Genomic DNA, 20,618 nt, shown 5'->3' on the forward strand with positions numbered 1-20,618 from the left:
TGGCCGCCGTCCAACCCTATAGTGGCGCCAAATCCGACAAGGGGCAGGGAACCCGACCGACGACCGGTCCGGCGCGCCTGCCCGCCAACAACAGGAAACGCATCATCCCCCGGCAAGACGCCGGGTCCGCGCTTCCAGGAGGACGACAATGGCCCTGCCCGCTCTGCTGAAAGACAATCTCGAACTGCCGGTCGTCGGCTCGCCGCTCTTCATCGTCTCCGGACCGGAGCTGGTGATCGCCCAGTGCAAGGCCGGCGTGGTCGGCTCGTTCCCGGCGCTGAACGCGCGCCCGGTCGAAAAGCTCGACGAATGGCTCACCCGCATCAATGACGAGCTCGGCGAATTCAAATCGCTCAATCCCGGCAAGAAGGTCGCGCCCTACGCCGTCAACCAGATCTGCCATGCCTCCAACGACCGCTTGATGAAGGACATGGAAACCTGCGTGAAGCACAAGGCGCCAATCATCATCACCTCGCTCCGGCCGCCAGCCGAGATCGTGGAGGCCGCACATTCCTATGGCGGGCTGGTTTTTCACGACGTCATCAACGTGAAGCATGCGCGCAAGGCGGCCGAGCAGGGCGTCGACGGGCTGATTCTTGTTTGCGCCGGCGCCGGTGGCCATGCCGGCATGCTGTCGCCCTTCGCGCTGGTGCGCGAGGTCAAGCAATGGTTCAAGGGCACCATCCTGCTGTCTGGCGCGATCAGCGACGGTTTCAGCATTGCATCTGCCCTGACGCTCGGCGCAGACCTCGCCTATATCGGCACGCGCTTCATCGCCACGGCGGAGGCCAATGCTGATACGGCCTACAAGAGCGCACTGACGCAGCACGCCGCGCACGACATCGTCTACACGAACCTGTTCACCGGCGTGCACGGCAACTATCTCGGGCCCTCGATCGCCGCCGCCGGCCTCGACCCGGACAATCTGCCGGTTGCCGACAAGACCAAGATGAACTTTGGCTCCGGCGGCAACATGAAGTCCAAGGCGTGGCGCGACATCTGGGGCTCGGGCCAGGGCATCGGCCAGATCACCGACGCGCCGCCGGTTGCCGAGCTTGTCGCCCGCATGAAGGGAGAGTTCGATCAGGCGCGCGAGAATTTCTTGCGCGCGAGCGCCTGAGCACGTCGAAGATCAACGATAAGAACAGTTGGAGGATTGCATGATGAGGGCAGCCGCCCTGATTGGGCTGACGTGTCTGGCGCTCGCCGCGACCGACGTCCGCGCGGACAATGGTGATGAGATCCGCATCGGCCAAACCCTGCCCTATAGCGGTCCGGCGTCCGGTTTCGGCACGATCGGGCGGACGCAGGAGGTGTTTTTCGAGAAAATCAACGCCGAGGGCGGCATCAACGGGCGCAAGGTGAAGTTCATCACGCTCGACGACGGCTATTCGCCGCCGAAGACGGTCGAGCAGACGCGAAAACTCGTCGAGCAGGACGAGGTGCTGATGATGTTCGGCTCGCTCGGCACCGCTACCAACAGCGCCGTGCAGCGCTATCTCAACACCAAGAAGGTGCCGCAGCTGTTCGTGCTGTCGGGCGCCACCAAATGGGCCGAGCCGCAAAAGTTTCCGTGGACCATGCCGGGCATGGCGGCCTACGAATCCGAAGGCGTGGTTTACGCAAAATACATCCTGCAGACCAAGCCCGACGCAAAGATCGCGATCCTGTCGCAGAACGACGATTTTGGCCGCGACTATGTCGCGGGCTTCAAGCGCGCGCTCGGCGCCAAGGCCGCGAGCCTGATCGTCGCGGAAGCGAGCTACGAGACGTCGGCGCCGACCATCAGTTCGCAGCTTTCGACCCTGAAGGCATCGGGCGCCAACGTGATGTTCGGCGTCGTGCTCGGCAAATTCACCTCGCAGATGGTGAAGGGCGTCGCCGAGATGGGCTGGAAGCCGGACCTGTTCTTCGTGCCGACCTCGGCCTCCTCGATCTCGTTCCTGGAACCCGCGGGGCTCGACAATGCCGTCGGCCTGATCTCGTCGAGCAACCAGAAGGACACGATGGACCCGCAATGGGCCAACGATCACGGCGTGAAGGAGTATCTTGCCTTCATGAAGCAGTACATGCCGAACGCCGACCTCTCCAATTCGAACTATGCGGCGGGCTATCACTATGCGACGCTGCTGATGACCGTGCTGCGTGCCTGCAACGGCGATTTCAGCCGCGACAACATCCTGAAGCAGGCGGCCTCGCTGAAGGAGGTGAAGCTGCCGCTGCTGTTGCCGGGCATGAGCGTGTCGACCGGTCCGGACGATTATCTGCCGTTCCAGCAATTGCAGCTCCGCCGCTTCAACGGCAAGAGCTGGGTGCCGTTCGGCGATATCCTCGATGACCGGTAAGGGATCCCCATGATCATCAGTGGTGAGCGTCAGATCGACTACCCCGCGCTTCACGCGCGCATCCGAAAGGCCGCTGGCGGCTTTGCGGGCCTTGGCGGGCGCGAGGGCACACCCGTCGCGATGATGCTGCGCAACGATTTTACGCTGTTCGAGGTGGTCGCCGCCGCAGCCGCGCTCGGCCGCCCCGTGGTGCCGATCAACTGGCACCTCAAGGCTGCCGAAGTCCGCTACATCCTGGACGACAGCGGCGCCGATTGCCTCGTCTGCCATGCCGATCTGCTGCCGCAGATCCGCGACGGTCTGCCGGACGGCTTCAAGCTGATGGTCGTGCCGACTCCGCCGGAGATCGCGCAGGCCTTCAACATCCCCGCCGAGTTGACGCAGGTCCCTCGCGGACTGACGGATTGGGATGCGTGGCGGGACGGCCAGCCGGAGCTGACCGAGCCGCCACGGCGCGGCGCGCCGATGTTTTACACCTCGGGCACCACGGGCATGCCGAAGGGCGTCAAGCGCATGCCGATGCGGCCCGAGCAGGCCGCGGCCTCCGAGCGCGTCGGTGCGATCGCCTACGGCATCAAGCCGAACGACAACCAGGTCGTGCTGATGAACGGCCCGATGTATCATTCGGCGCCGCATTCGTACGGCATGCTGGCCTACCGCGCCGGCTGCACCATCGTGCTCGAGCCGCGCTTCGATCCCGAGGACCTGCTGCAACTCGTCGAGCGCCACCGCGTCACCCACATGCACATGGTGCCGACGATGTTCGTACGCCTGTTGCGCCTGCCGGACGAGGTGAAGCGCCACTACGACGTCTCCTCGCTGCGTTTCACCGTGCATGGCGCGGCGCCCTGCCCGGTCGAGGTGAAGCGCGCGATGATCGACTGGTGGGGACCGGTCATCAACGAATATTTTGGTTCGACCGAAACAGGCATTCCTGTCTGGCATTCGGCCGAGGAAGCGCTGAAGAAGCCCGGCACCGTCGGCCGCGCCATCGAGGGCGGCGTCGTGAAAATCTTCCGGCCCGATGGCAGCCTGTGCGACGTCGATGAGCCTGGCGAAATCTACATGCGGCAGGCCTCGGTGCCGGATTTCGACTATCACGGCAAGGCTGAGGCCCGCGCGGAAGCCGGCCGTGACGGCCTCGTCAGCGTCGGAGACGTCGGCTATCTCGACGCGGACGGCTATCTCTTCCTGTGCGATCGCAAGCGCGACATGGTGATTTCCGGCGGCGTCAACATCTATCCGGCCGAGATCGAGAACGCGCTGATCACCATGGACGGCGTGCGCGACTGCGCGGTGTTCGGCATCCCCGACACCGAATATGGCGAGCGCCTCTGCGCCTGCATCGAGCCGGAGACGAACGCAAAGCTTTCAGCGGAAGCGGTGCAGGCATACTTGCGCGACCGGCTCGCCAACTTCAAGGTGCCGAGGGAGATCCAGTTCCTCGACGCATTGCCACGGGAAGCGACGGGTAAGATCTTCAAGCGTAAGCTGCGCGATCCCTACTGGGCCGGACACATCCGCGCCGGGATTTGAAGCGAATCGGTCGCGCCACAATCTCGTCATGCCCGGGCTTGTCCCGGCCATCCACGTTCTTGGTGCCGTGAGAAAGTTCGTGGATGGCCGGGACAAGCCCGGCCATGACGGTGCGGAAACTGCAAGCCCACTCGAACAGCGTTTCAAACTATGTTGCTGTTGCAAAATGGCCATCAATCGCGGCAATGATCCCGGCACGGAACGAGCCGGGATCATGGTCATGAAATCGAAAGACTTCGTCGTCGCGCGAAACGAATTGCAACAGTGCAAGCTGATCGAGACGGAGCTGCCCGACGCGGAGGCGCTGCCGCCCGAGGCGCTGCTGGTGAAGGTCGACCGCTTCGCCTTCACCGCCAACAACATCACTTACGCCGTGATGGGCGACGAGCTGAAATACTGGCACCTGTTTCCGACACCGCACGGTTTTGGCATCGTTCCGGTGTGGGGCTTTGGCGACGTCATCGCCTCCAAGCATCCGAACATCGCGGCGGGCGAGCGGCTGTTCGGCTACTTTCCGATGGCGAGCCATCTCGTCATCGAGGCCGCCGACGTCAGCAAGCGCGGCCTGCGCGACGCGGCTGCGCACCGCCAGGTCGCCGCGCCCGTCTACAACCTCTATGCCCGCGTCACCGGCGATGCCGCCTACGAGGGACGCCAGGGCGACCTGCAGGCGCTGTTGCGGCCGCTGTTCATGCTGTCGTTCCTGGTCGACGACTTCCTTGCCGAGAACGCCGATTTCGGCGCCCGCACCGCGCTGCTCTCCAGCGCCTCCAGCAAGACCGCGTTTGGTCTCGCGCATCTCCTGCACAGCCGCGGGATCAAGGTGATCGGCCTGACCTCGGCGGGCAACACCGGCTTCGTGAGCTCACTCAGCTGCTATGACGACGTTGTCACCTATGATCGCGTTACGTCGCTGCCCGCAAGCGCGCCGGTTGCCTTCGTCGACATGGCCGGCAGCAGTGCGCTGCGCGCCGAGCTGCACCGGCATTTTGGCGAGCAGATGAAATATTCCGGTCGCGTTGGATTGACGCATCGCGCAACGGAAGCCGACGAGCCGGTGCTGCCGGGCGCAAAACCGCGCTGGTTCTTCGCCCCGGACCAGATCCGCAAGCGGGCCAAGGAATGGGGGCCGGGCGGCATCGACCAGCGTTTTGGCGTCGCCTGGACCGGCTTCGCGCCGCTGCTCGACAAATGCCTGACGGTCGTCGAAAGCCGCGGACCCGAGGCCGTGCAGCAGGTCTATCTCGATACCCTCAAGGGCCGCGTTCCGCCTGAGCAGGGCCATATGCTCTCGCTGGCGGGGTAATCGGCTTTTGGCCGCCATCTAAACGGTATAGCGTCTCTCTCAGAGGAAACGTCATCACGACGGCCCTGCAAGAGGTCGCGCATGCTGGACAAGACCAAGGATATTTCCGTATCCGCTCAAACCTGGCTCGATCAGTTCGAGTTTGCGCTCGGCGGACCCGACCCCGATGCGCTGAGCCGCCTGTTCCTGGCCGACAGCTTTTGGCGCGACGTGCTCGCGCTGAGCTGGAACCTGCAGACCATCGCCGGCCGCGATATGATCATCACAGAGATCGGCGCTCACGCGCCGGCGGCTGCGCCCAGCAATTTCAAGCTCGCCACCGACCGCGCACCGCCACGCTGGGTCCGGCGCGCCGGCACCAACACCATCGAGGCGATCTTCAATTTCGAAACCGCGCAGGGCCGCGGCAGCGGCATTTTGCGGCTGCTGCCCGATGGCTCCGACGGCGATCATTTGAAGGCCTGGACGGTGCTCACGGCGCTCGACGAACTGAAGGGATTTGAGGAGCAGCTCAACCGGACGCGACCGCGCGGGCAGGCCTATTCGCGCGATTTCCGCGGGCCGAACTGGCTCGACCTGCGCAACGCATCCCGCGACTACAGCGATCGCGATCCCGCCGTGCTGGTGGTCGGTGGCGGTCAGGCCGGACTCGCCATCGCGGCACGGCTGAAGCAATTGCAGGTGGACACGCTGATCGTCGATCGATGGCCACGCATCGGCGACAATTGGCGCAAGCGCTATCACGCGCTGACGCTGCACAACCAGGTGCAGGTCAATCACCTCCCCTACATGCCGTTCCCGCCGAACTGGCCGGTCTATATCCCCAAGGACAAGCTCGCCAACTGGTTCGAAGCCTATGTCGACGCCATGGAGCTGAACTTTTGGACCGGCACGGAGTTCGAGAGCGGCGCTTACGACGAGGCGCAGGAACGCTGGACGGTGAGCTTGCGCCGCGCCGACGGCACGACACACACCATGCATCCGCGCCATGTGGTGATGGCAACCGGCGTCAGCGGCATCCCGAACATACCCAGCATTCCGAGCCTCGAAAACTTCGCCGGGACGCTGCTGCATTCCAGCCGCTATGAGGACGGCGAGGACTGGAAGGGCAAGCGCGCCATCGTCATCGGCACCGGCAATAGCGGCCACGACATCGCGCAGGACCTGCGCTCCAGCGGAGCCGACGTGACGCTGGTGCAGCGCTCGCCGACGCTGGTGACCAATATCGAGCCGTCGGCGCAGCTCGCCTACGCCACCTACAATGAAGGCACGCTCGAGGACAACGATCTGATCGCGACCTCGATGCCGACACCGCTCGCGAAGAAGACTCATGTGATGCTCACGGAGCAGTCGAAGGAGCTCGACAAGGAACTCTTGGACGGCCTCACCCGCGTCGGCTTCAAGCTCGACTTCGGCGACGCCGGCACCGGCTGGCAGTTCAAATACCTCACCCGCGGCGGCGGCTACTACTTCAACGTCGGCTGCTCCGACCTAATCGTCAATGGTGCGATCAAGCTGAAGCAGTTCGCCGACATCGAGAGCTTCGTCGCCGATGGCGCGCGGATGAAAGACGGCACGACTGTAGCAGCCGACCTCATCGTGCTCTCGACCGGCTACAAGCCGCAGGACTATCTGGTGCGAAAGCTGTTCGGCGACGCTGTCGCCGACCGCGTCGGCCCAATCTGGGGCTTTGGCGACGGCTTCGAGCTGCGCAACATGTATGCGCGGACGAAGCAGCCCGGCCTGTGGTTCATTGCCGGCAGCCTCGCGCAATGCCGGATCAATTCAAAATACCTGGCGCTGCAGGTCAAGGCAATCGAGGAGGGGTTGTTGGGACGCGAGATCGGTCCGGCTTGAGCCTCCTCGTCATTGCGAGCGCGGCGAAGCAATCCAGGCTGTCTCAACGGAAAGATTCTGGATTGCTTCGCTGCGCTCGCAATGACGATGTGGGAGCGGCTGAGCGCTACGGCGACGGATAAAGGGAGAACACCACATGCCAGCCATTCTCGGCTCGGGCGAGCACCGCTACCGCGTCGTCGACAACTGGGCAAAGCTGCCGGACGGCTGGCAGCTCACCGACGTCGCCTCCGTCGCGGTCGACAGCCGCGACCGCATCTACGTCTTCAACCGCGGCGCCCATCCGATGGTGGTGCTCGACCGTGACGGCAATTTTCTGCGGAGTTTTGGCGAAGGCCTGTTCAACCGCGCGCATGGCCTGCATATCGACGGCGACGACAATCTCTACTGTACCGACGACGGCGACCACACCGTGCGCAAATGCACCACCGACGGCAAGGTACTGCTGACGATCGGCGTCCCCGAGAAGCCCGCGCCGTTCATGAGCGGCGATCCCTTCCACCGCTGCACCCACACCGCGCTGTCGCCGAAAGGCGAGATCTACGTCTCCGACGGTTATGGCAATGCGCGCGTGCACAAGTTCACGCCCGACGGCAAGCTGATCACGAGCTGGGGCGAGCCCGGCACCGACCCCGGCCAGTTCAACATCGTGCACAACATCGCGACTGACGCCGACGGCTATGTCTATGTCGCCGACCGCGAGAACCACCGCGTGCAGGTGTTCGACGGCAACGGCAGATACGAGACGCAGTGGAACAACCTGCACCGGCCCTGCGCGCTCTGCTGTTGCGGCGGGGCTAAGAACCCGACCTTCGTGATCGGCGAGCTCGGCCCGGGCATGGCCGTCAACCGCAAGGTGCCCAATCTCGGCCCGCGACTATCGATCGTGGACGCCAAGGGCAAGCGCATCGCACGGCTCGGCGGCGAGGATGGCCCCGGCGTCGCCAGCGGCAAGTTTTTGGCGCCGCACGGCATCGCGCTGGATTCCAAGGGCGACATCTATGTCGGCGAGGTCGGTGTCACCGACTGGAAGACGAGCTTTCCGGACGAGGAGATGCCGGCCGTGGTGCGCGCGAGCCGGTGTTTGCAGAAGCTGGAGCGGGTGCGGCAGTAACGGCGCAACGGAAGGGTGGCGCAATATCGAAGCACCGCGACCGGCGCAGCGACGCGCTCACCGTTCCACCATCTCGATCCGAGGCTTTGACCGCCGGGGCGGTTCCGCCAGGTCTCGCCGCCCCCAATCGCGGCTTTTTTCGAGCACTTCGCCGCCCTGCCGCCGCATTGCGCCAGCCTGAATAAGTCGCTCGACGGGCTTCACAATCCCGTCACGCTGCATGTAGTATGTCAATACATGCTGCTTCGCAGCGTATATGGAGGCCGGGAGCGTTACTTGAACGCACATGTCTCGCAAGGCAGTTGGCCGGTGTTGGTGCTGAATGCGGACTTCCGGCCGCTGAGTTACTACCCGCTGTCGCTTTGGTCCTGGCAGGACGCGATCAAGGCGGTTTTTCTCGACCGCGTAAATATCGTCGCGCACTACGACCGTGCCGTGCACAGCCCATCCTTCGAGATGCAGCTCCCGAGCGTGGTCTCGCTCAAATCCTTCGTCAAGCCGACCACGCATCCGGCGTTCACCCGGTTCAACGTCTTCCTGCGCGACCGCTTCAATTGCCAATATTGCGGCTCGCCCGAAGACCTGACGTTCGATCACATCGTCCCGCGTAGCAAGGGCGGCCAGACCACTTGGGAGAACGTCGTCGCGGCCTGCTCGCCCTGCAATCTGCGCAAGGGCAATCTGTCGCCGCAGCAGGCAAAGATGTTCCCGCGGCAGACGCCGTTCGCGCCCACGGTGCATCAGCTCCACCGCAACGGCCGCCTGTTCCCGCCGAACTATCTGCACGATAGCTGGCTCGACTATCTCTACTGGGATACGGAGCTGGATCCGTAGGGCCATCGATCCACGAGATCGCACGACCTTCGCCGAAAGACGCAGGAGCGCGGCGCGGATTTCTGCGTCTACGGACACGGACCATGGTTGGGCGGACACTTGCGAAGCGCGAGATCTCGATATCGGGATGGCGTCATTCCCCGCCGCTTCAAGAAGTTCCTGTTGAAGTTGGACAGATTGTCATACCCCACCTCGTAACAGATCGCTGAAACCGGCTGTTGCGTTTCGGCGAGAAGCCGGCAGGCGCGACCGATGCGCAACTCCGCCAAATAGTCCGTGAAGCTTCGACCCGAGTTCTTCTGAAAGAACCGGCTGAAGGTGCTTTCGGTCATGCCAGCCACTTTGGCTACATCGGGAAGCGACAAATCGGAAGCCATGTGGTCGCAAATGTAGCTGGTGCAACGCTGCATGATGTTGAGGGCCGACGAGTTCAGATCGGGGAAAAAGCCAGGAGACGAAAGAACCCGGTAGCTGTCGGATGCCGCCATTAATTCGAGCAGATGAAGGAACTGGTTCAATCGATCGAGCCCTCTCGCCTCCCCCATCGCCTCAAGCGCATTTGCGCCGATTCGGGCCGTGTCTCCGAAAAACAGGATTCCTCGCAGCGCGAGCTCGAGAAAGTTCTCCAGCGCGCCAATCTCGGGCAGGTAGGCGCCTGCCTTCCGCAGCTTCTCGGGATCGAACTGTACGACGAGGTCCCGGGCGTTGATGGTCTCCCCGGCGCTGACGTGAGAAACCCAATTGTGGGGAAGGTTGCTTCCGACGATCGTCAGATGACCCGGCGCGAATTCGCCAATGTAGTCCCCGATGAATACCGTGCCGGTTGACTTGCGGATAAGGTGGATCTCGAACTCCGGGTGGAAGTTCCACACAGCTCGTTCCCAGGGGTAATCGTCGATCCGCCAGAGGAACGTCTCGTTCTCCGCCGTCAGCACCTGCTCAAACCGGGGCCGAGCCTCTCTCGCCCTACGCTCAATCGTGGCTCTATCGTCGGTTCTAGCCATCGCCGCGAAGCTTTCCAGCTTTAGGCAGTCGGTTCACGCGAGGATGCGTTCAGGATGGGCGTCTAAAGACAGGGTATCCTTCGAGATCGTCGCTTGTCGAGAGAACACACCCTCTTCAGCTCATCCACTGCCCGCCATCGACATTGTAGGTTTGCGACACGACATAGTCGCTTTCCGAGCTCGCCAGGAAGATGGCGCAACCAACCAGATCCTCCGGCTTCGCCATTCGACCGAAGGGCACGCCCTCGCCAACACGACGCTTCTTCTCGCCTCTTGGGAGGCCTTCATATTGCGAAAAAAGAGCATCGACGTGGTCCCAATGCTCACCATCGACGACACCTGGAGCAATGGCATTCACATTGATCCCGTGCTTGATGAGGTTCAGGCCCGCCGATTGCGTGAGACTTATGACGGCCGCCTTGGTAGCGCAGTACACTGCAACCAACGCCTCACCGCGCCGACCCGCCTGGCTCGCCAGATTGATGATCTTGCCGCCCTTGCCGGCCGCGATCATGTGCCGGGCGACAGCCTGCATGGTGAAGAGCACACCGCGCACATTGACGCTGAAGAGCCTGTCGTAGCTTTCCGGCGTGATGTCCACGATCGGGGCAAGATCGAACAGGGCGGCGTTGTTGATCAAGATATCGATCCTGCCGGTCTTGTCGACGACCCGATCGACGCAAGCCTGGATCGAGCCGACATCGGCCACGTTCATGTACATCGCTGAGCAAGCCGGCCCAATGTCCGCAGCGGCGCGTTCGGCGGCGCTCAGGTCGATATCCCCGATGACGACAGAGGCACCTTCCCGGACATAGGCTGCCGCGAATGCCCGCCCGATGCCACGCGCCCCGCCCGTGATGAGTGCAACCTTATCCTTCAGTCTCATTTGCTAGACTCTTCTTATTTGCCGCAAGCGCGGATTTCAGTTTGCTCCTAGAGGAGGCTGCCCGGCGCGCCGGACAGCCCAAGTTTGTGAACGCCGGAGCGTCCGGGGAGACTCAAATCACTTGATGTATCCGGCCTTGGTCATGTCGCGCGTCGCGATGGTCTGGGCAGACGCGAGCGCGTCGTCGACAGAGCTGCTGCCGGCGAGAGCGCCCGAGAACTGCTGCCCGACTGCGGTCCCTATGGCCTGGAATTCCGGGATGGCGACGAACTGGATGCCGACATAGGGGACAGGCTTCACGGTGGGATGAGCCGGGTCGGCCGAGTTGATCGAGTCCAGGGTCAGCTTGGCGAACGGCGCGGCCTTCTGGTATTCGGGATTGGCGTAGAGCGACTTGCGCGTGCCCGGAGGCACATTGGCCCAGCCTTCCTTGGCAGCCACGAGTTCGAGGTAATGCTTGCTCGTCGCCCAGGCGACGAACTTCTTCGCCGCCGCGACCTTCTGCGAGCCGCCCGGCACGGCGAGCGACCAGGCCCAGAGCCAGTTGGCGTTCTTGCCGAGCCCTGTGTTCGGGGCCAGGGCGAAGCCGACCTTGTCAGCGACCTTCGAATCCTTGGGATTGGTGACGAAGGAGGCCGCGACGGTCGCGTCGATCCACATGCCGCACTTGCCGGCGTTGAAGAGCGCGAGATTTTCGTTGAATCCGTTCGACGAGGCGCCCGGAGGACCGGCATCCCGCATGAGCTTGATGTAGAAGCTCAACGCGTTCTTCCACTCCGGCTGATCGAATTGAGGCCTCCACTTCTCATCGAACCATCGTGCGCCAAAGGAGTTTGCCGTCGCCGAAAGAAAGGCCATGTTCTCGCCCCAGCCTGCCTTGCCGCGCAGGCAGATGCCGTAGGTCTCGGAAGACGTGATCTTGCGCGCAGCGTCGGCGACGAAGTCCCATGTCGGGCTCTCCGGCATCTTGATGCCGGCTTTGTCGAACAGGTCCTTGCGATACATGATCATCGAGGATTCGCCGTAGAACGGCGCGGCGTAGAGCTTGCCATCCAGGGACAGGCCGGTGCGGATCGCGGGCAGGAGATCGTCGATGTCGTAGCCGGCGCCGAGATCGTCGAGCGGCACCAGCCAGCCCTTCTTGGCCCAGATCGGAACCTCATAGGTGCCGATCGTCAGCACGTCGTACTGGCCGGATTTGGTGGCGATGTCGGTCGTCACCTTCTGGCGCAGCACATTCTCTTCGAGCGTGACCCAGTTCAGCACGATGTCCGGGTTCGCCTTGGTGAAATCATCCGTCAGCTTCTGCATGCGGATCATGTCGCCGTTGTTGACCGTCGCGATCGTCAGTCTGGTCTCGGCCAAAGCGCCTGACATCATGGCGCCGGACATCAAAGCGACGGCTGCGAATGCGCCGAGCGAGCTTGTTGCGAGCAACTTCATGCATTTCCTCCGAAGGTCTTTTGAATTTTTAAAGACAATGGGGAGACGTATTCCGACGAGCTATGATCGTCAGGATATGCCGAGCCCAGCCTCAGGTTCGGACCGGGCAGCCAGCGCGGCTAGAGCGCTGTGTGCAAAAGCTGATACTTTTATGCAGGCGCTCGCTGAAGCAGGCTGAGCGCCGCCCCTCATCCGCCGTACAGATAGTTGGGCAGCCACAGCGTCAGGCCGGGCCAGATGTACATGAACACCATGCAGACGATCACGATCAGCATGTAGGGCATCATGCCCGAAAATATCTGGTTCAGCGTGACGTGCTTTGGCGCGACGCCCTTCAGGTAGAAGGCCGACATCGCCACCGGCGGCGACAGGAACGCGGCCTGCAGGTTCACGAACACCAGCACGCCCCACAGCACCGGATCGATGTTGAAGTGTTTCAGCATCGGCAAAAAGATCGGCACGAAGATCACAATGATCTCGGTCCATTCCAGCGGCCATCCCAAGAGGAAGATGATCGCCTGCGACAGGATCATGAACTGCACCGGCGTCATGTTGAGCGACAGCACCCAGCTCTCGAGCAGTGCCTGGCCGCCAAGGATGGCGAACACCGCCGAGAACAGCGCCGAGCCCACGAACAGCCAGCACACCATCGAGGTGGTCTTGGCGGTCAGGAACACCGCTTCCTTGGTACGCTTCCAGTCCAGCGTGCGGGCCTGGAACGCCAGCAGGAAGGCGCCGGCGGCGCCGACCGCGGCGGATTCCGTCGCGGTCGTGATGCCGAACAGGATCACGGCGAGCACCACCACCGTGAGGATGCCGAGCGGCATCACCGAGATGACGAGCAGCCGCAGCACCTCGAACTGCTCGGCCTCCATGGTCCAGTAGTAATAGAGGAGCAGCAGCGCGCAGAAGGCGGCGACGAACGCAAAGTAAGTGTAGAACTCCGGCGGCGGCCCGGAATCGACGGGGGCCGCCGCAGCCTTGCCGCGCAGCTCGGCGCTGCCCATCTGCTGCAGGGCTTCCGGCTCACTCTTCGCGGGCTTGTCCGATCGGCTGGCCGCGCCGCCAAGTTCTTCGAGCTTCTCTTCCTGTTCGACCGGTTGCGCGCCGGCGCCGAGCGGCTGCAGCGTCTCCTCAGCGCGTTGCTGCTGCTGTGTTGCGGCTGCGACCGGTGAGGGAAGATCCGGCTGCTGGTGGATCACCACGTACCACCAGGTGGCCCACAGCGTCGCCAGCGTCAGCACCATCGGCACCAGCGCGTAGCCGAGGTTTTGCATCAGCGTCAGATAGCCGATGCGGATGCCATCGACGCTCAGGTTCATGGCTCTGGCGGGCGCAAGCACGGCCGCAAGGAGCGCCGGCAGCATTTTTCGCGAATAGGCGCGCTGAAGATCGGAGATCCACGGCCGCACCGGGACCTTGATTTCGCTTTCGGAAAGTTTTGGCGCGATTTTCGGGTTCAGCAGCGCCCAGCCGACGATGTAAACGAGATAGAGGAAGGCCAGGAAGAAGCCGGGAAACATCGCGGCTGCGTAGAGCTTCACCACAGATTGGCCGGCCACCGCCGCGTAGACGATGATCATTACCGAGGGCGGGATCAAGATGCCGAGCGTGCCGCCGGCGGTGATCACACCCGAGGCGAGCTTGACGTCGTAGCCGGCTTTCAGCATCGGATTGAAGGCGATGACGCCCATCAGCACCACGACCGCGCCGACGAGGCCGGAGGCGATGCCCCAGAAGGTGCAGACGATCAGCGTCGCCACCGCGAGCGAGGCGGGCACGCGGCGGAACGCAAGCTGGATCGAATAGAACATCTTGTCGACCAGGGCGCCGCGCTCCATCACGTAGCCCATCAGCACAAACAGCGGTATCGAGATCAGGACGTCGTTCGTCATCGCGCCATAGGTGCGCTGGACCATCAGGTCGAAGATGTGATTGTCGCCCCAGGCTTCGCCGCCCCGGTGATAGGCGAAGAAGCCGAAGAACATGCCGAGACCCATCAGGGTGAAGGCGGTGGGGAAGCCCATCATGATGACGACCACGATGAGGCCCAGCATCAAAAGCCCGAGTGCCGGATCGCTCATCGCTGCACATCTCCGCCCATGCCGCGCTGCCGTGCGGCCTCCTCGATATCCTGCGCACGCGCGATCGCGGCCTTGCGCGCGTCCTCGTCGACATGTTCGCTGTGCGCGAGCTGCTCCTCGATGACGTCGATCTCGGAGACGTCGGCAAGCCGGCTCGGCCAGACGCCGGTCTTCAGACAAATGACGCAGCGCGCGATCTCGGCCGCGCCCTGCAGCAGCACCAGCACGCCCGCGAGCGGGATCATGAACTTGAACTGGTAGACCGGCGGGCCCTCGGCGGTCACGTTGGAATGCTCGTTGATGCGCCAGGAGTCCATCGCATAGTCCCAGCCGGCATAGACCAGCGCAGCGATGCCGGGCAGGAAGAACAGGAAGTACAGCCCGAGATCCAGCGTGGCCTGGGTACGGGGCTTCATCGACGAGTAGAGGAAGTCGCCGCGGACATGGGCGTTCTGCGCCAGCGTGTAGGCGCCGGCAATCATGAACAGCGTGCCGTAGAGCATGTTCGAGGCGTCGAAGATCCACGCCGTCGGCATGTTGAGGATATAGCGCTTGAACACCTCGGCGCAGACGAGGCCCATCAGGCCCACGACCAGCCAGGCCGCCGTCTTGCCGGTCCAGGTGCTGACGGCGTCAATGGTATAAAGAAAACGCTGCGCGTTCATAGGGCCCGCGATTCCGCAAGATCATCAAACATCGAAACAAGACAAGCGTCACCCGGGATTGTCGTCCCGGATGACGCTTCCAACAACCCTAAAAACCGGTCAGGTCTTCTTCTTCGCGTTCGGCCCGAAATAGTGATTATAGGCCATGCGCCGGTTCACCACCGTGTCCTGCTCCCACTGCGTCGCACGCTTGGCGAAAGCCAGTTGCGACTCCACGATCTCCTTGAACAGGGGATTTTCGCCCGCCTTCTTCTCCGCCACCTGGTCGAACACGTCGAGCTGCTTCTGCAGGATCGAGTCCGGCGTCTTGTAGAACTTGACCTTGTCCTTGGTCTGGAGCTCCTCATAGTCCTTCGAGTAGCGGTCGATCGCCTTCCAGGCCATGTCCTGGCTCGCCGCTTCGACGGCGTTGGCGATGATGGCCTTCATCTTGTCCGGCAGTGCGTCGAACTTGCCCTTGTTGAACAGGATCTCGAGCTGCTCGGCATTCTGGTGATAGCTCTGCAGCATGCAGACCTTGGAGACGTCCGCGAAGCCGAGCACGCGATCGGAGGTCGCATTGTTGAACTCGGCCGCATCCAGCAGGCCCCGATCCATCGCCGAGACGATTTCACCGCCCGGCAGCGCGTTGACCGCGGCGCCGAGACCGGTGAACACGTCGATGGAGATGCCGACGGTGCGGAATTTCAATCCCTGAAAGTCCTCCGCCTTGGTCATCGGCTTCTTGTACCAGCCGAGCGGCTGGGTCGGCATCGGCCCGTAGGGGAACGAGACCACGTTGGCGCCGATCGAGGCGTAGAGCTTTTCCAAGAGCTCCTTGCCGCCGCCGTATTTGTGCCAGGCGAGCAGCATGTTTGCGTCCATGGCGTAGCCCGGCCCCGAGCCCCAGAGCGCGAGCGCGTTCTGCTTGCCATAGTGATAGGCAAGCACGCCGTGGCCACCGTCGAGTGTGCCCTTGGAGACGGCATCGAGCAGGCCGAAGGCCGGCACCACGGCGCCGGCGGGCAGCACCTCGATCTTGAGATCGCCGCCGGTCATGTCGTTGACCTTCTTGGCGAAGTCGAGCGCGTATTCGTGGAAAATGTCCTTGGCCGGCCAGGTGCTCTGCCAGCGCATGCTGGTCACGCCCTGCGCACTGACGATGGCCGGGGCGGCGACCGTCGCGGCGGCCCCGGCCGCGGCAGTCTTGAGGAAACGGCGACGTGTGGACGCGCCGTGCTTGTTTGTCTTGGTCATGATGTCCTCCCGTTTTTCAGAGCGATCCGTCGCGGATCAGCTCCATTTTTGTGTGGAGAAGACAAAGACTTGCGCCGGGCTTTGGCAAGGAGGTTCCAGCCGATGCGACGCTTGGACGCGGATCGCGTGCAGAGGGATGAAAACTCGCCTTTCGATTTATTCCCCCACCTCCAAGACAAATCGAACCGGCGGAGGGGAAACCCGAACGGCCGGCACGGGGGTACCGGCCCAGGTGCAACCTTTCAGCCTCTGGAACGTTGTCAGGCAATGACAAATGAAACCTTGGCACATTCCCCCCGTCTGCTCACCCCCGACCAACGCAAGGCCCGTGACCAGGCGCGCCGCGCCGACGCAGAGCAGGCCATGCGCGAGCATGAGGCCGCCCAGAAGGCGTTCTATGCCAACAAGGAGCGGCTAAAGGCCGAGCGGCTGGCGCGCGAGGCGCAGGCCCGGGGCCGTCAGCGCGCCTAAATCCTTAATGTTCGTTACCGTCCCTTAAGCCCTGCGCGGGCAATCTCGGCGCTGACGGGCGGTCCAGCTTTCGGCCGCGCCCCCTTTGGCCCGAGGTCGTCCACCCATGCTCGCCGAAACGCTGGAGCAGCTTCAATTCGCGCCGCACAAGCGCACGCTCTATGTGCGCTTCGTGCTCGCGGCGCTGGGCGCGGTCGTCCTCGTCAAAACCTTCTGGTTCGCGCGCTGGGGCGCCTGGCAGGGTCGTGAGCTCGCCGACTTCGACGCCTTTCACATCATCGCACAGCGGGTCTGGCTCGGCGATCTCGACCAGGTCTACCGCTTCGAGACCTTCGTGAAGATGCAGGCGGAGGCCGCCGGCGGCACGACCAGCTTCATGCCCTGGACCTATCCGCCGCAGTTCGACCTTCTGTTGGCGCCTCTCGCGTTCCTGCCGGTGGGTGTGGCTTACCTTGTATTCACCGCGGTGACGCTTGCGCTTTATCTGGCGACACTGCGCCGGATCGCGGGCGATAATTTTGCCCAGGCCCTCGTCATCGTCTTTCCGGCGCTCGCCATCACCATCGGCTGCGGCCAGAACGGTTTTCTCACGGGTGCGCTGATTGGGCTGGTCTGCCTCAACATCGAACGGCGCCAGGTGCTGGCGGGCCTTGCGCTCGGCGCCATGGTGATCAAGCCGCACCTCGCGATCGCGGCCGGCCTCTATTTGCTGATCACGCGCCGCTGGATTGCGATCGCGACCGCGGCCATGATGGTGCTGGCGAGCTCGCTTCTCTGCACATTGCTGTTCGGGCTGCAGATCTGGAGCGCACTGCTGGGCTCGATCAGGGAATCCGCTGGCTATCTCGAGCAGGGCTTTTATCCGCTGTTTCGCATGATCTCGAGCTATGCCGCGCTGTACATGGCGGGCGTGCCGGCCGCCGGCGCGTTCTGGGGCCAGGCGATCGTTGCGGCGCTGGCGCTTTGCGCCGTCGCGCTTGGTGTTGCGCGCGCGGTCTCGCCCGCCTTCGCGCTCGGCGTCACCGCAACGGTGTCGGTCATGATCAGCCCCTACGCCTATGACTACGACCTGCCGATGGTGGGGATCGGTCTTGCCCTGATGTTTCCCGATCTCGCAAAAGTAGCGAGCGCGCGTGAGCGCAGCGTCATCTATGGACTGGTCCTGCTCGCCGGCGCCTACGGGCTGCTGCAATCCGCGCGCCTTGCGGCGCAGTACGGCCAGAAGGTGGATCTGGACCAGCATTTTGCGCCGGCGATTGCCGGCCTTGCGCTGATGGTCCTGCTGGCGATGCTGCTGCGCATGCTCTGCCGCAAGACTCGGTCTGCGGACGCGATGTCGCCCGCACTCCCGTAAGGCCGCACACGTCCTCGGCCAGGCACCGCTTTTGGACGCGGCGCAAAAAAAACGATAAGCTCGCTCCGGGTCGGCAAGATTGCCCGATGGGGGACGATGACATGACGGCCGTGTGGCGCATTGCGCTCGCAATCAGCCTTCTCCTCTCCGCAGCTTCGGCCAGTGCTCAAGGGCTGATCGAGGCCGCCACCCAGGCCAAAGATCTCACATTTCCCGCAGCCCCATCCACGGGTCCCGTGGATGGTTCGCGAATGGTCCTGCTGAAACCCGATGGACCGGGGCCGTTTCCGGCCATCGTCCTGCAGCACCAATGCGGCGGCCTCCGCTCGAAACGTGGCCCGAACCGCTCCATGGGTACCTGGGCAAAAACCGCAGTCGAGCACGGATTTGTCGTCCTGCTCATCGATTCTCTCGGCCCACGCGACGTTGATCAGGTCTGCCTGGGCCCAAAGAACGGGGTCAATTTTCCGCGCGGCGTGCGCGATGCCTTGCAGGCCGCCGACCACCTACGGACGCTATCCTTTGTCGATAAGCGCCGGATTGCTCATGTGGGTTTTTCCTGGGGCGCAATGGTCGTGCTGCTTGCCGGCAATGCCAGCTGGCGTTTGGTCCTGCCCGGCGGCGAGGGATTTGGTGCGGCCGTCGCCATCTATCCCGGCTGCTTCGAGATCAGGCCAAAATCAGGTTCGCCCTATGAGATCGTTGACGGCCGGATCGACCGTCCCGTCCTGGTGCTGATGGGCGAGAAGGATACCGAAACGCCGCCGAATGAATGCGTGCCAAAGCTTCAGGCAGCAAAGGACAGGGGCGCCCCGCTTGAGTGGTACATCTTTCGAAACGCGACGCATTGCTGGGATTGCCAGCAGCTGGATGGATTTTCCAAGACGGATTTTCGCGGCACCAGCGTAACCTATCGTTACGATTCCACCGCAACGTCGGACGCAAGACGCCGGATCTTCGACTTCCTCGATAGGACCTGGACGACCGGGCGGAAGGTGGGCGGCGAGTAGAGAGGCAACATCATCGATGGTGCGCCCCAGCTTCACGCCTTCTGAAGCGCCAGCGTGACGCCGCCGAGCGTCAGCACCATGGCCGCGATCTCGCGCAAGCCCAAGGGTTCGCCAAGGATGATCGCTGCCGAGACCACGCCGATCACGGGGACCAGCAGCATGCCGGTCGAGGCCGATGTCGGCGGCAGGCGGCGCAGCGTCTCGAACCAGGTGACGTAGCAGACGCCCATCGGGATCAGCGTCATGTAGACGAAGCAGGCGATGCCGAGCGGCGTGATCGCGCCATAATTCGGCTGCTCGAACAGCACGCCGAGGATCAGCATCGCCAGGCAACCGAGCCCGACCTGCCAAGCGACGACGACGAGCGGCGGCATCGGCAGTTGCTTGCGGTTGAGCACGTTGCCGAGCGCGAACAGGATGGCGCAGGACAGCGCCAGCGCGATGCCGAGGAGTTTTCCGGTGCCGAACGCAAACCCGTTACCGCTGAGCAGCAGCGCCACGCCGGCGACACCGAGCACCAGCGCGACAATGTCCCGGACCGTCGGCCGGACATGCAGCACCGGCCAGGCGAACAGCATGGCCCAGATCGGCATGGTGTAGGCGATCAGCGCGCCCTCCCCCACCGTGACGAACTTCATCGCCATGGTGCCAAACCCCATCCAGGCGAACACATTGGTGAAGGTGGCAAACAGCAGCCTCGGCACCGCTTCGCGGGGAACGGCGAGCGATTCGCCCCGGCTCCGTGCCAGCGCGACAAGGATGAGCGCGGCGCAGACGCCGGCAAGGCCCCGGGCAAATAGTGGCGGCCATTGCTGCAGCAACAGCTTCATCAGCGGCCAGTTCAGCGCCCAGCCGAGTGCCGTCACGCCCAAGCAGATGAAGCCGATCGATCTGTCGCGCCCGGTCGCGTCCATGGGGAGCGCTTAGCAGGCCAGGGGCGCTCGCTCCACCTTTCGCGATGCATGCGGCTCAAGCAAATGCGCCGCGAGGAACCCGAAGGGCGTGACGTTCGTTCAGACCGCAGGCGTGCGCAGTGGACTTGAGCTCCGGAGCGGAGCGATAATCCGGCCCGCGCTACTCACCTGCAACGGAGGTCCGCCATGCCTGCGCCGTCCGAGAAGGATCACGTCTACAAGATCCTCGAACTCGTCGGGTCGTCAGAGAAATCGATCGAGGATGCGATCCAGAACGCGGTCAGCCGCGCCGCAAAAACCATTCGCGAGATGAAATGGTTCGAGGTCGTCCAGACGCGCGGCCATATCGAGAATGGCACCGTCCGCCACTATCAGGTCGCGCTGCGCGTCGGCTTCACGCTGGAAGGGTGATTCCAGGAGGTCGACGCAAAGGCTCCATACCAAGGCTTGCAGACGCGAACGGCACGTGACCGCCGCCGACGCAATACTCTTGTCCGCAATCAGAGACGGCGGCGGTCATCCGTGTCAGCGCCGCCGTGGTTAACAACGTGCTTCAAGA

General features: G+C 63.3%; 18 protein-coding genes. 11 read left to right on the top strand and 7 right to left on the bottom strand.

The features are described 5' to 3' along the window. Window positions 1-148 precede the first annotated feature (148 nt). The 7 genes from KUF59_RS40730 to KUF59_RS40760 all read left to right on the top strand — a co-directional run bounded on the left by KUF59_RS40730 (window position 149) and on the right by KUF59_RS40760 (window position 8,992). The gene (locus tag KUF59_RS40730) at window positions 149-1,120 is read left to right on the top strand and encodes an NAD(P)H-dependent flavin oxidoreductase (protein WP_212460245.1); all 972 of its coding nucleotides are present in this window, start codon (window positions 149-151) and stop codon (window positions 1,118-1,120) included. 40 nt (window positions 1,121-1,160) lie between these two features. Further along, on the top strand, window positions 1,161-2,345 hold the full coding sequence (locus KUF59_RS40735; protein ID WP_258768006.1) for an ABC transporter substrate-binding protein: 1,185 nt from the start codon (window positions 1,161-1,163) through the stop codon (window positions 2,343-2,345). A 9-nt stretch (window positions 2,346-2,354) separates the two neighbouring features. After that, the gene (locus tag KUF59_RS40740) at window positions 2,355-3,881 is read left to right on the top strand and encodes an acyl-CoA synthetase (RefSeq protein ID WP_258768007.1); all 1,527 of its coding nucleotides are present in this window, start codon (window positions 2,355-2,357) and stop codon (window positions 3,879-3,881) included. A gap of 220 nt (window positions 3,882-4,101) precedes the next feature. Continuing rightward, window positions 4,102-5,187, top strand: coding sequence for a DUF2855 family protein (locus KUF59_RS40745; RefSeq protein WP_258768008.1), 1,086 nt, complete (start codon window positions 4,102-4,104; stop codon window positions 5,185-5,187). 81 nt (window positions 5,188-5,268) lie between these two features. Then, window positions 5,269-7,044 (top strand): flavin-containing monooxygenase, encoded by a 1,776-nt coding sequence (locus KUF59_RS40750; protein ID WP_212460241.1) that lies wholly within the window; start codon window positions 5,269-5,271, stop codon window positions 7,042-7,044. A 136-nt stretch (window positions 7,045-7,180) separates the two neighbouring features. Next, entirely contained in the window at window positions 7,181-8,158 is a 978-nt protein-coding gene (locus KUF59_RS40755) for a peptidyl-alpha-hydroxyglycine alpha-amidating lyase family protein (RefSeq protein ID WP_258768009.1), read from the top strand. 276 nt (window positions 8,159-8,434) lie between these two features. After that, window positions 8,435-8,992: an HNH endonuclease gene (locus KUF59_RS40760; RefSeq protein ID WP_140980529.1), complete on the top strand. Its 558-nt coding sequence runs from the start codon at window positions 8,435-8,437 to the stop codon at window positions 8,990-8,992. A gap of 68 nt (window positions 8,993-9,060) precedes the next feature. Here KUF59_RS40760 and KUF59_RS40765 read toward each other — a convergent pair whose 3' ends face one another. From KUF59_RS40765 to KUF59_RS40790, 6 genes are all read right to left on the bottom strand, one after another. Continuing rightward, window positions 9,061-9,927, bottom strand: a complete 867-nt coding sequence (locus tag KUF59_RS40765; RefSeq protein WP_258768010.1) for an AraC family transcriptional regulator — start codon at window positions 9,925-9,927, stop codon at window positions 9,061-9,063. Between the two features lie 184 nt (window positions 9,928-10,111). After that, window positions 10,112-10,882 (bottom strand): L-iditol 2-dehydrogenase, encoded by a 771-nt coding sequence (locus KUF59_RS40770; RefSeq protein ID WP_212462220.1) that lies wholly within the window; start codon window positions 10,880-10,882, stop codon window positions 10,112-10,114. Between the two features lie 117 nt (window positions 10,883-10,999). Further along, window positions 11,000-12,325: an ABC transporter substrate-binding protein gene (locus tag KUF59_RS40775; protein ID WP_212462219.1), complete on the bottom strand. Its 1,326-nt coding sequence runs from the start codon at window positions 12,323-12,325 to the stop codon at window positions 11,000-11,002. Window positions 12,326-12,513: 188 nt separating this feature from the next. After that, window positions 12,514-14,409 carry a TRAP transporter large permease gene (locus KUF59_RS40780; protein WP_212462218.1) on the bottom strand — a complete coding sequence of 632 codons (1,896 nt, stop codon included), beginning with the start codon at window positions 14,407-14,409 and terminating at the stop codon, window positions 12,514-12,516. Next, a complete protein-coding gene (locus KUF59_RS40785; protein ID WP_212462217.1) occupies window positions 14,406-15,074 on the bottom strand; it encodes a TRAP transporter small permease subunit in 669 nt (222 codons plus the stop codon). The genes KUF59_RS40780 and KUF59_RS40785 overlap by 4 nt, the downstream gene beginning before the upstream one ends. A gap of 99 nt (window positions 15,075-15,173) precedes the next feature. Further along, entirely contained in the window at window positions 15,174-16,310 is a 1,137-nt protein-coding gene (locus tag KUF59_RS40790; RefSeq protein WP_212462216.1) for a TRAP transporter substrate-binding protein, read from the bottom strand. Window positions 16,311-16,577: 267 nt separating this feature from the next. Here KUF59_RS40790 and KUF59_RS40795 point away from each other — a divergent pair, with 267 nt between their 5' ends. From KUF59_RS40795 to KUF59_RS40805, 3 genes are all read left to right on the top strand, one after another. After that, window positions 16,578-16,781, top strand: coding sequence for a hypothetical protein (locus KUF59_RS40795; protein ID WP_212462215.1), 204 nt, complete (start codon window positions 16,578-16,580; stop codon window positions 16,779-16,781). Window positions 16,782-16,887: 106 nt separating this feature from the next. Further along, window positions 16,888-18,135 carry a glycosyltransferase family 87 protein gene (locus tag KUF59_RS40800; protein ID WP_212462214.1) on the top strand — a complete coding sequence of 416 codons (1,248 nt, stop codon included), beginning with the start codon at window positions 16,888-16,890 and terminating at the stop codon, window positions 18,133-18,135. Window positions 18,136-18,236: 101 nt separating this feature from the next. Continuing rightward, window positions 18,237-19,145, top strand: a complete 909-nt coding sequence (locus KUF59_RS40805; protein ID WP_212462213.1) for a dienelactone hydrolase family protein — start codon at window positions 18,237-18,239, stop codon at window positions 19,143-19,145. Window positions 19,146-19,177: 32 nt separating this feature from the next. Here KUF59_RS40805 and KUF59_RS40810 read toward each other — a convergent pair whose 3' ends face one another. After that, window positions 19,178-20,059: a DMT family transporter gene (locus tag KUF59_RS40810; RefSeq protein ID WP_212462212.1), complete on the bottom strand. Its 882-nt coding sequence runs from the start codon at window positions 20,057-20,059 to the stop codon at window positions 19,178-19,180. 186 nt (window positions 20,060-20,245) lie between these two features. Here KUF59_RS40810 and KUF59_RS40815 point away from each other — a divergent pair, with 186 nt between their 5' ends. After that, window positions 20,246-20,470, top strand: a complete 225-nt coding sequence (locus KUF59_RS40815; RefSeq protein WP_212462211.1) for a dodecin — start codon at window positions 20,246-20,248, stop codon at window positions 20,468-20,470. Window positions 20,471-20,618: the final 148 nt, after the last annotated feature.

The sequence above is a fragment of the Bradyrhizobium arachidis genome (assembly GCF_024758505.1).
Classification (GTDB): Bacteria; Pseudomonadota; Alphaproteobacteria; order Rhizobiales; family Xanthobacteraceae; genus Bradyrhizobium; species Bradyrhizobium manausense_C.

Excerpts from the sequence above, each read along its gene's own strand:
- KUF59_RS40730 (WP_212460245.1), top strand. The coding sequence starts at position 149 with ATGGCCCTGCCCGCTCTGCTGAAAGACAATCTCGAACTGCCGGTCGTC.
- KUF59_RS40735 (WP_258768006.1), top strand. The coding sequence starts at position 1,161 with ATGATGAGGGCAGCCGCCCTGATTGGGCTGACGTGTCTGGCGCTCGCC.
- KUF59_RS40740 (WP_258768007.1), top strand. The coding sequence starts at position 2,355 with ATGATCATCAGTGGTGAGCGTCAGATCGACTACCCCGCGCTTCACGCG.
- KUF59_RS40745 (WP_258768008.1), top strand. The coding sequence starts at position 4,102 with ATGAAATCGAAAGACTTCGTCGTCGCGCGAAACGAATTGCAACAGTGC.
- KUF59_RS40750 (WP_212460241.1), top strand. The coding sequence starts at position 5,269 with ATGCTGGACAAGACCAAGGATATTTCCGTATCCGCTCAAACCTGGCTC.
- KUF59_RS40755 (WP_258768009.1), top strand. The coding sequence starts at position 7,181 with ATGCCAGCCATTCTCGGCTCGGGCGAGCACCGCTACCGCGTCGTCGAC.
- KUF59_RS40770 (WP_212462220.1), bottom strand. The coding sequence starts at position 10,882 with ATGAGACTGAAGGATAAGGTTGCACTCATCACGGGCGGGGCGCGTGGC.
- KUF59_RS40775 (WP_212462219.1), bottom strand. The coding sequence starts at position 12,325 with ATGAAGTTGCTCGCAACAAGCTCGCTCGGCGCATTCGCAGCCGTCGCT.
- KUF59_RS40780 (WP_212462218.1), bottom strand. The coding sequence starts at position 14,409 with ATGAGCGATCCGGCACTCGGGCTTTTGATGCTGGGCCTCATCGTGGTC.
- KUF59_RS40785 (WP_212462217.1), bottom strand. The coding sequence starts at position 15,074 with ATGAACGCGCAGCGTTTTCTTTATACCATTGACGCCGTCAGCACCTGG.
- KUF59_RS40790 (WP_212462216.1), bottom strand. The coding sequence starts at position 16,310 with ATGACCAAGACAAACAAGCACGGCGCGTCCACACGTCGCCGTTTCCTC.
- KUF59_RS40795 (WP_212462215.1), top strand. The coding sequence starts at position 16,578 with ATGACAAATGAAACCTTGGCACATTCCCCCCGTCTGCTCACCCCCGAC.
- KUF59_RS40800 (WP_212462214.1), top strand. The coding sequence starts at position 16,888 with ATGCTCGCCGAAACGCTGGAGCAGCTTCAATTCGCGCCGCACAAGCGC.
- KUF59_RS40805 (WP_212462213.1), top strand. The coding sequence starts at position 18,237 with ATGACGGCCGTGTGGCGCATTGCGCTCGCAATCAGCCTTCTCCTCTCC.
- KUF59_RS40810 (WP_212462212.1), bottom strand. The coding sequence starts at position 20,059 with ATGGACGCGACCGGGCGCGACAGATCGATCGGCTTCATCTGCTTGGGC.
- KUF59_RS40815 (WP_212462211.1), top strand. The coding sequence starts at position 20,246 with ATGCCTGCGCCGTCCGAGAAGGATCACGTCTACAAGATCCTCGAACTC.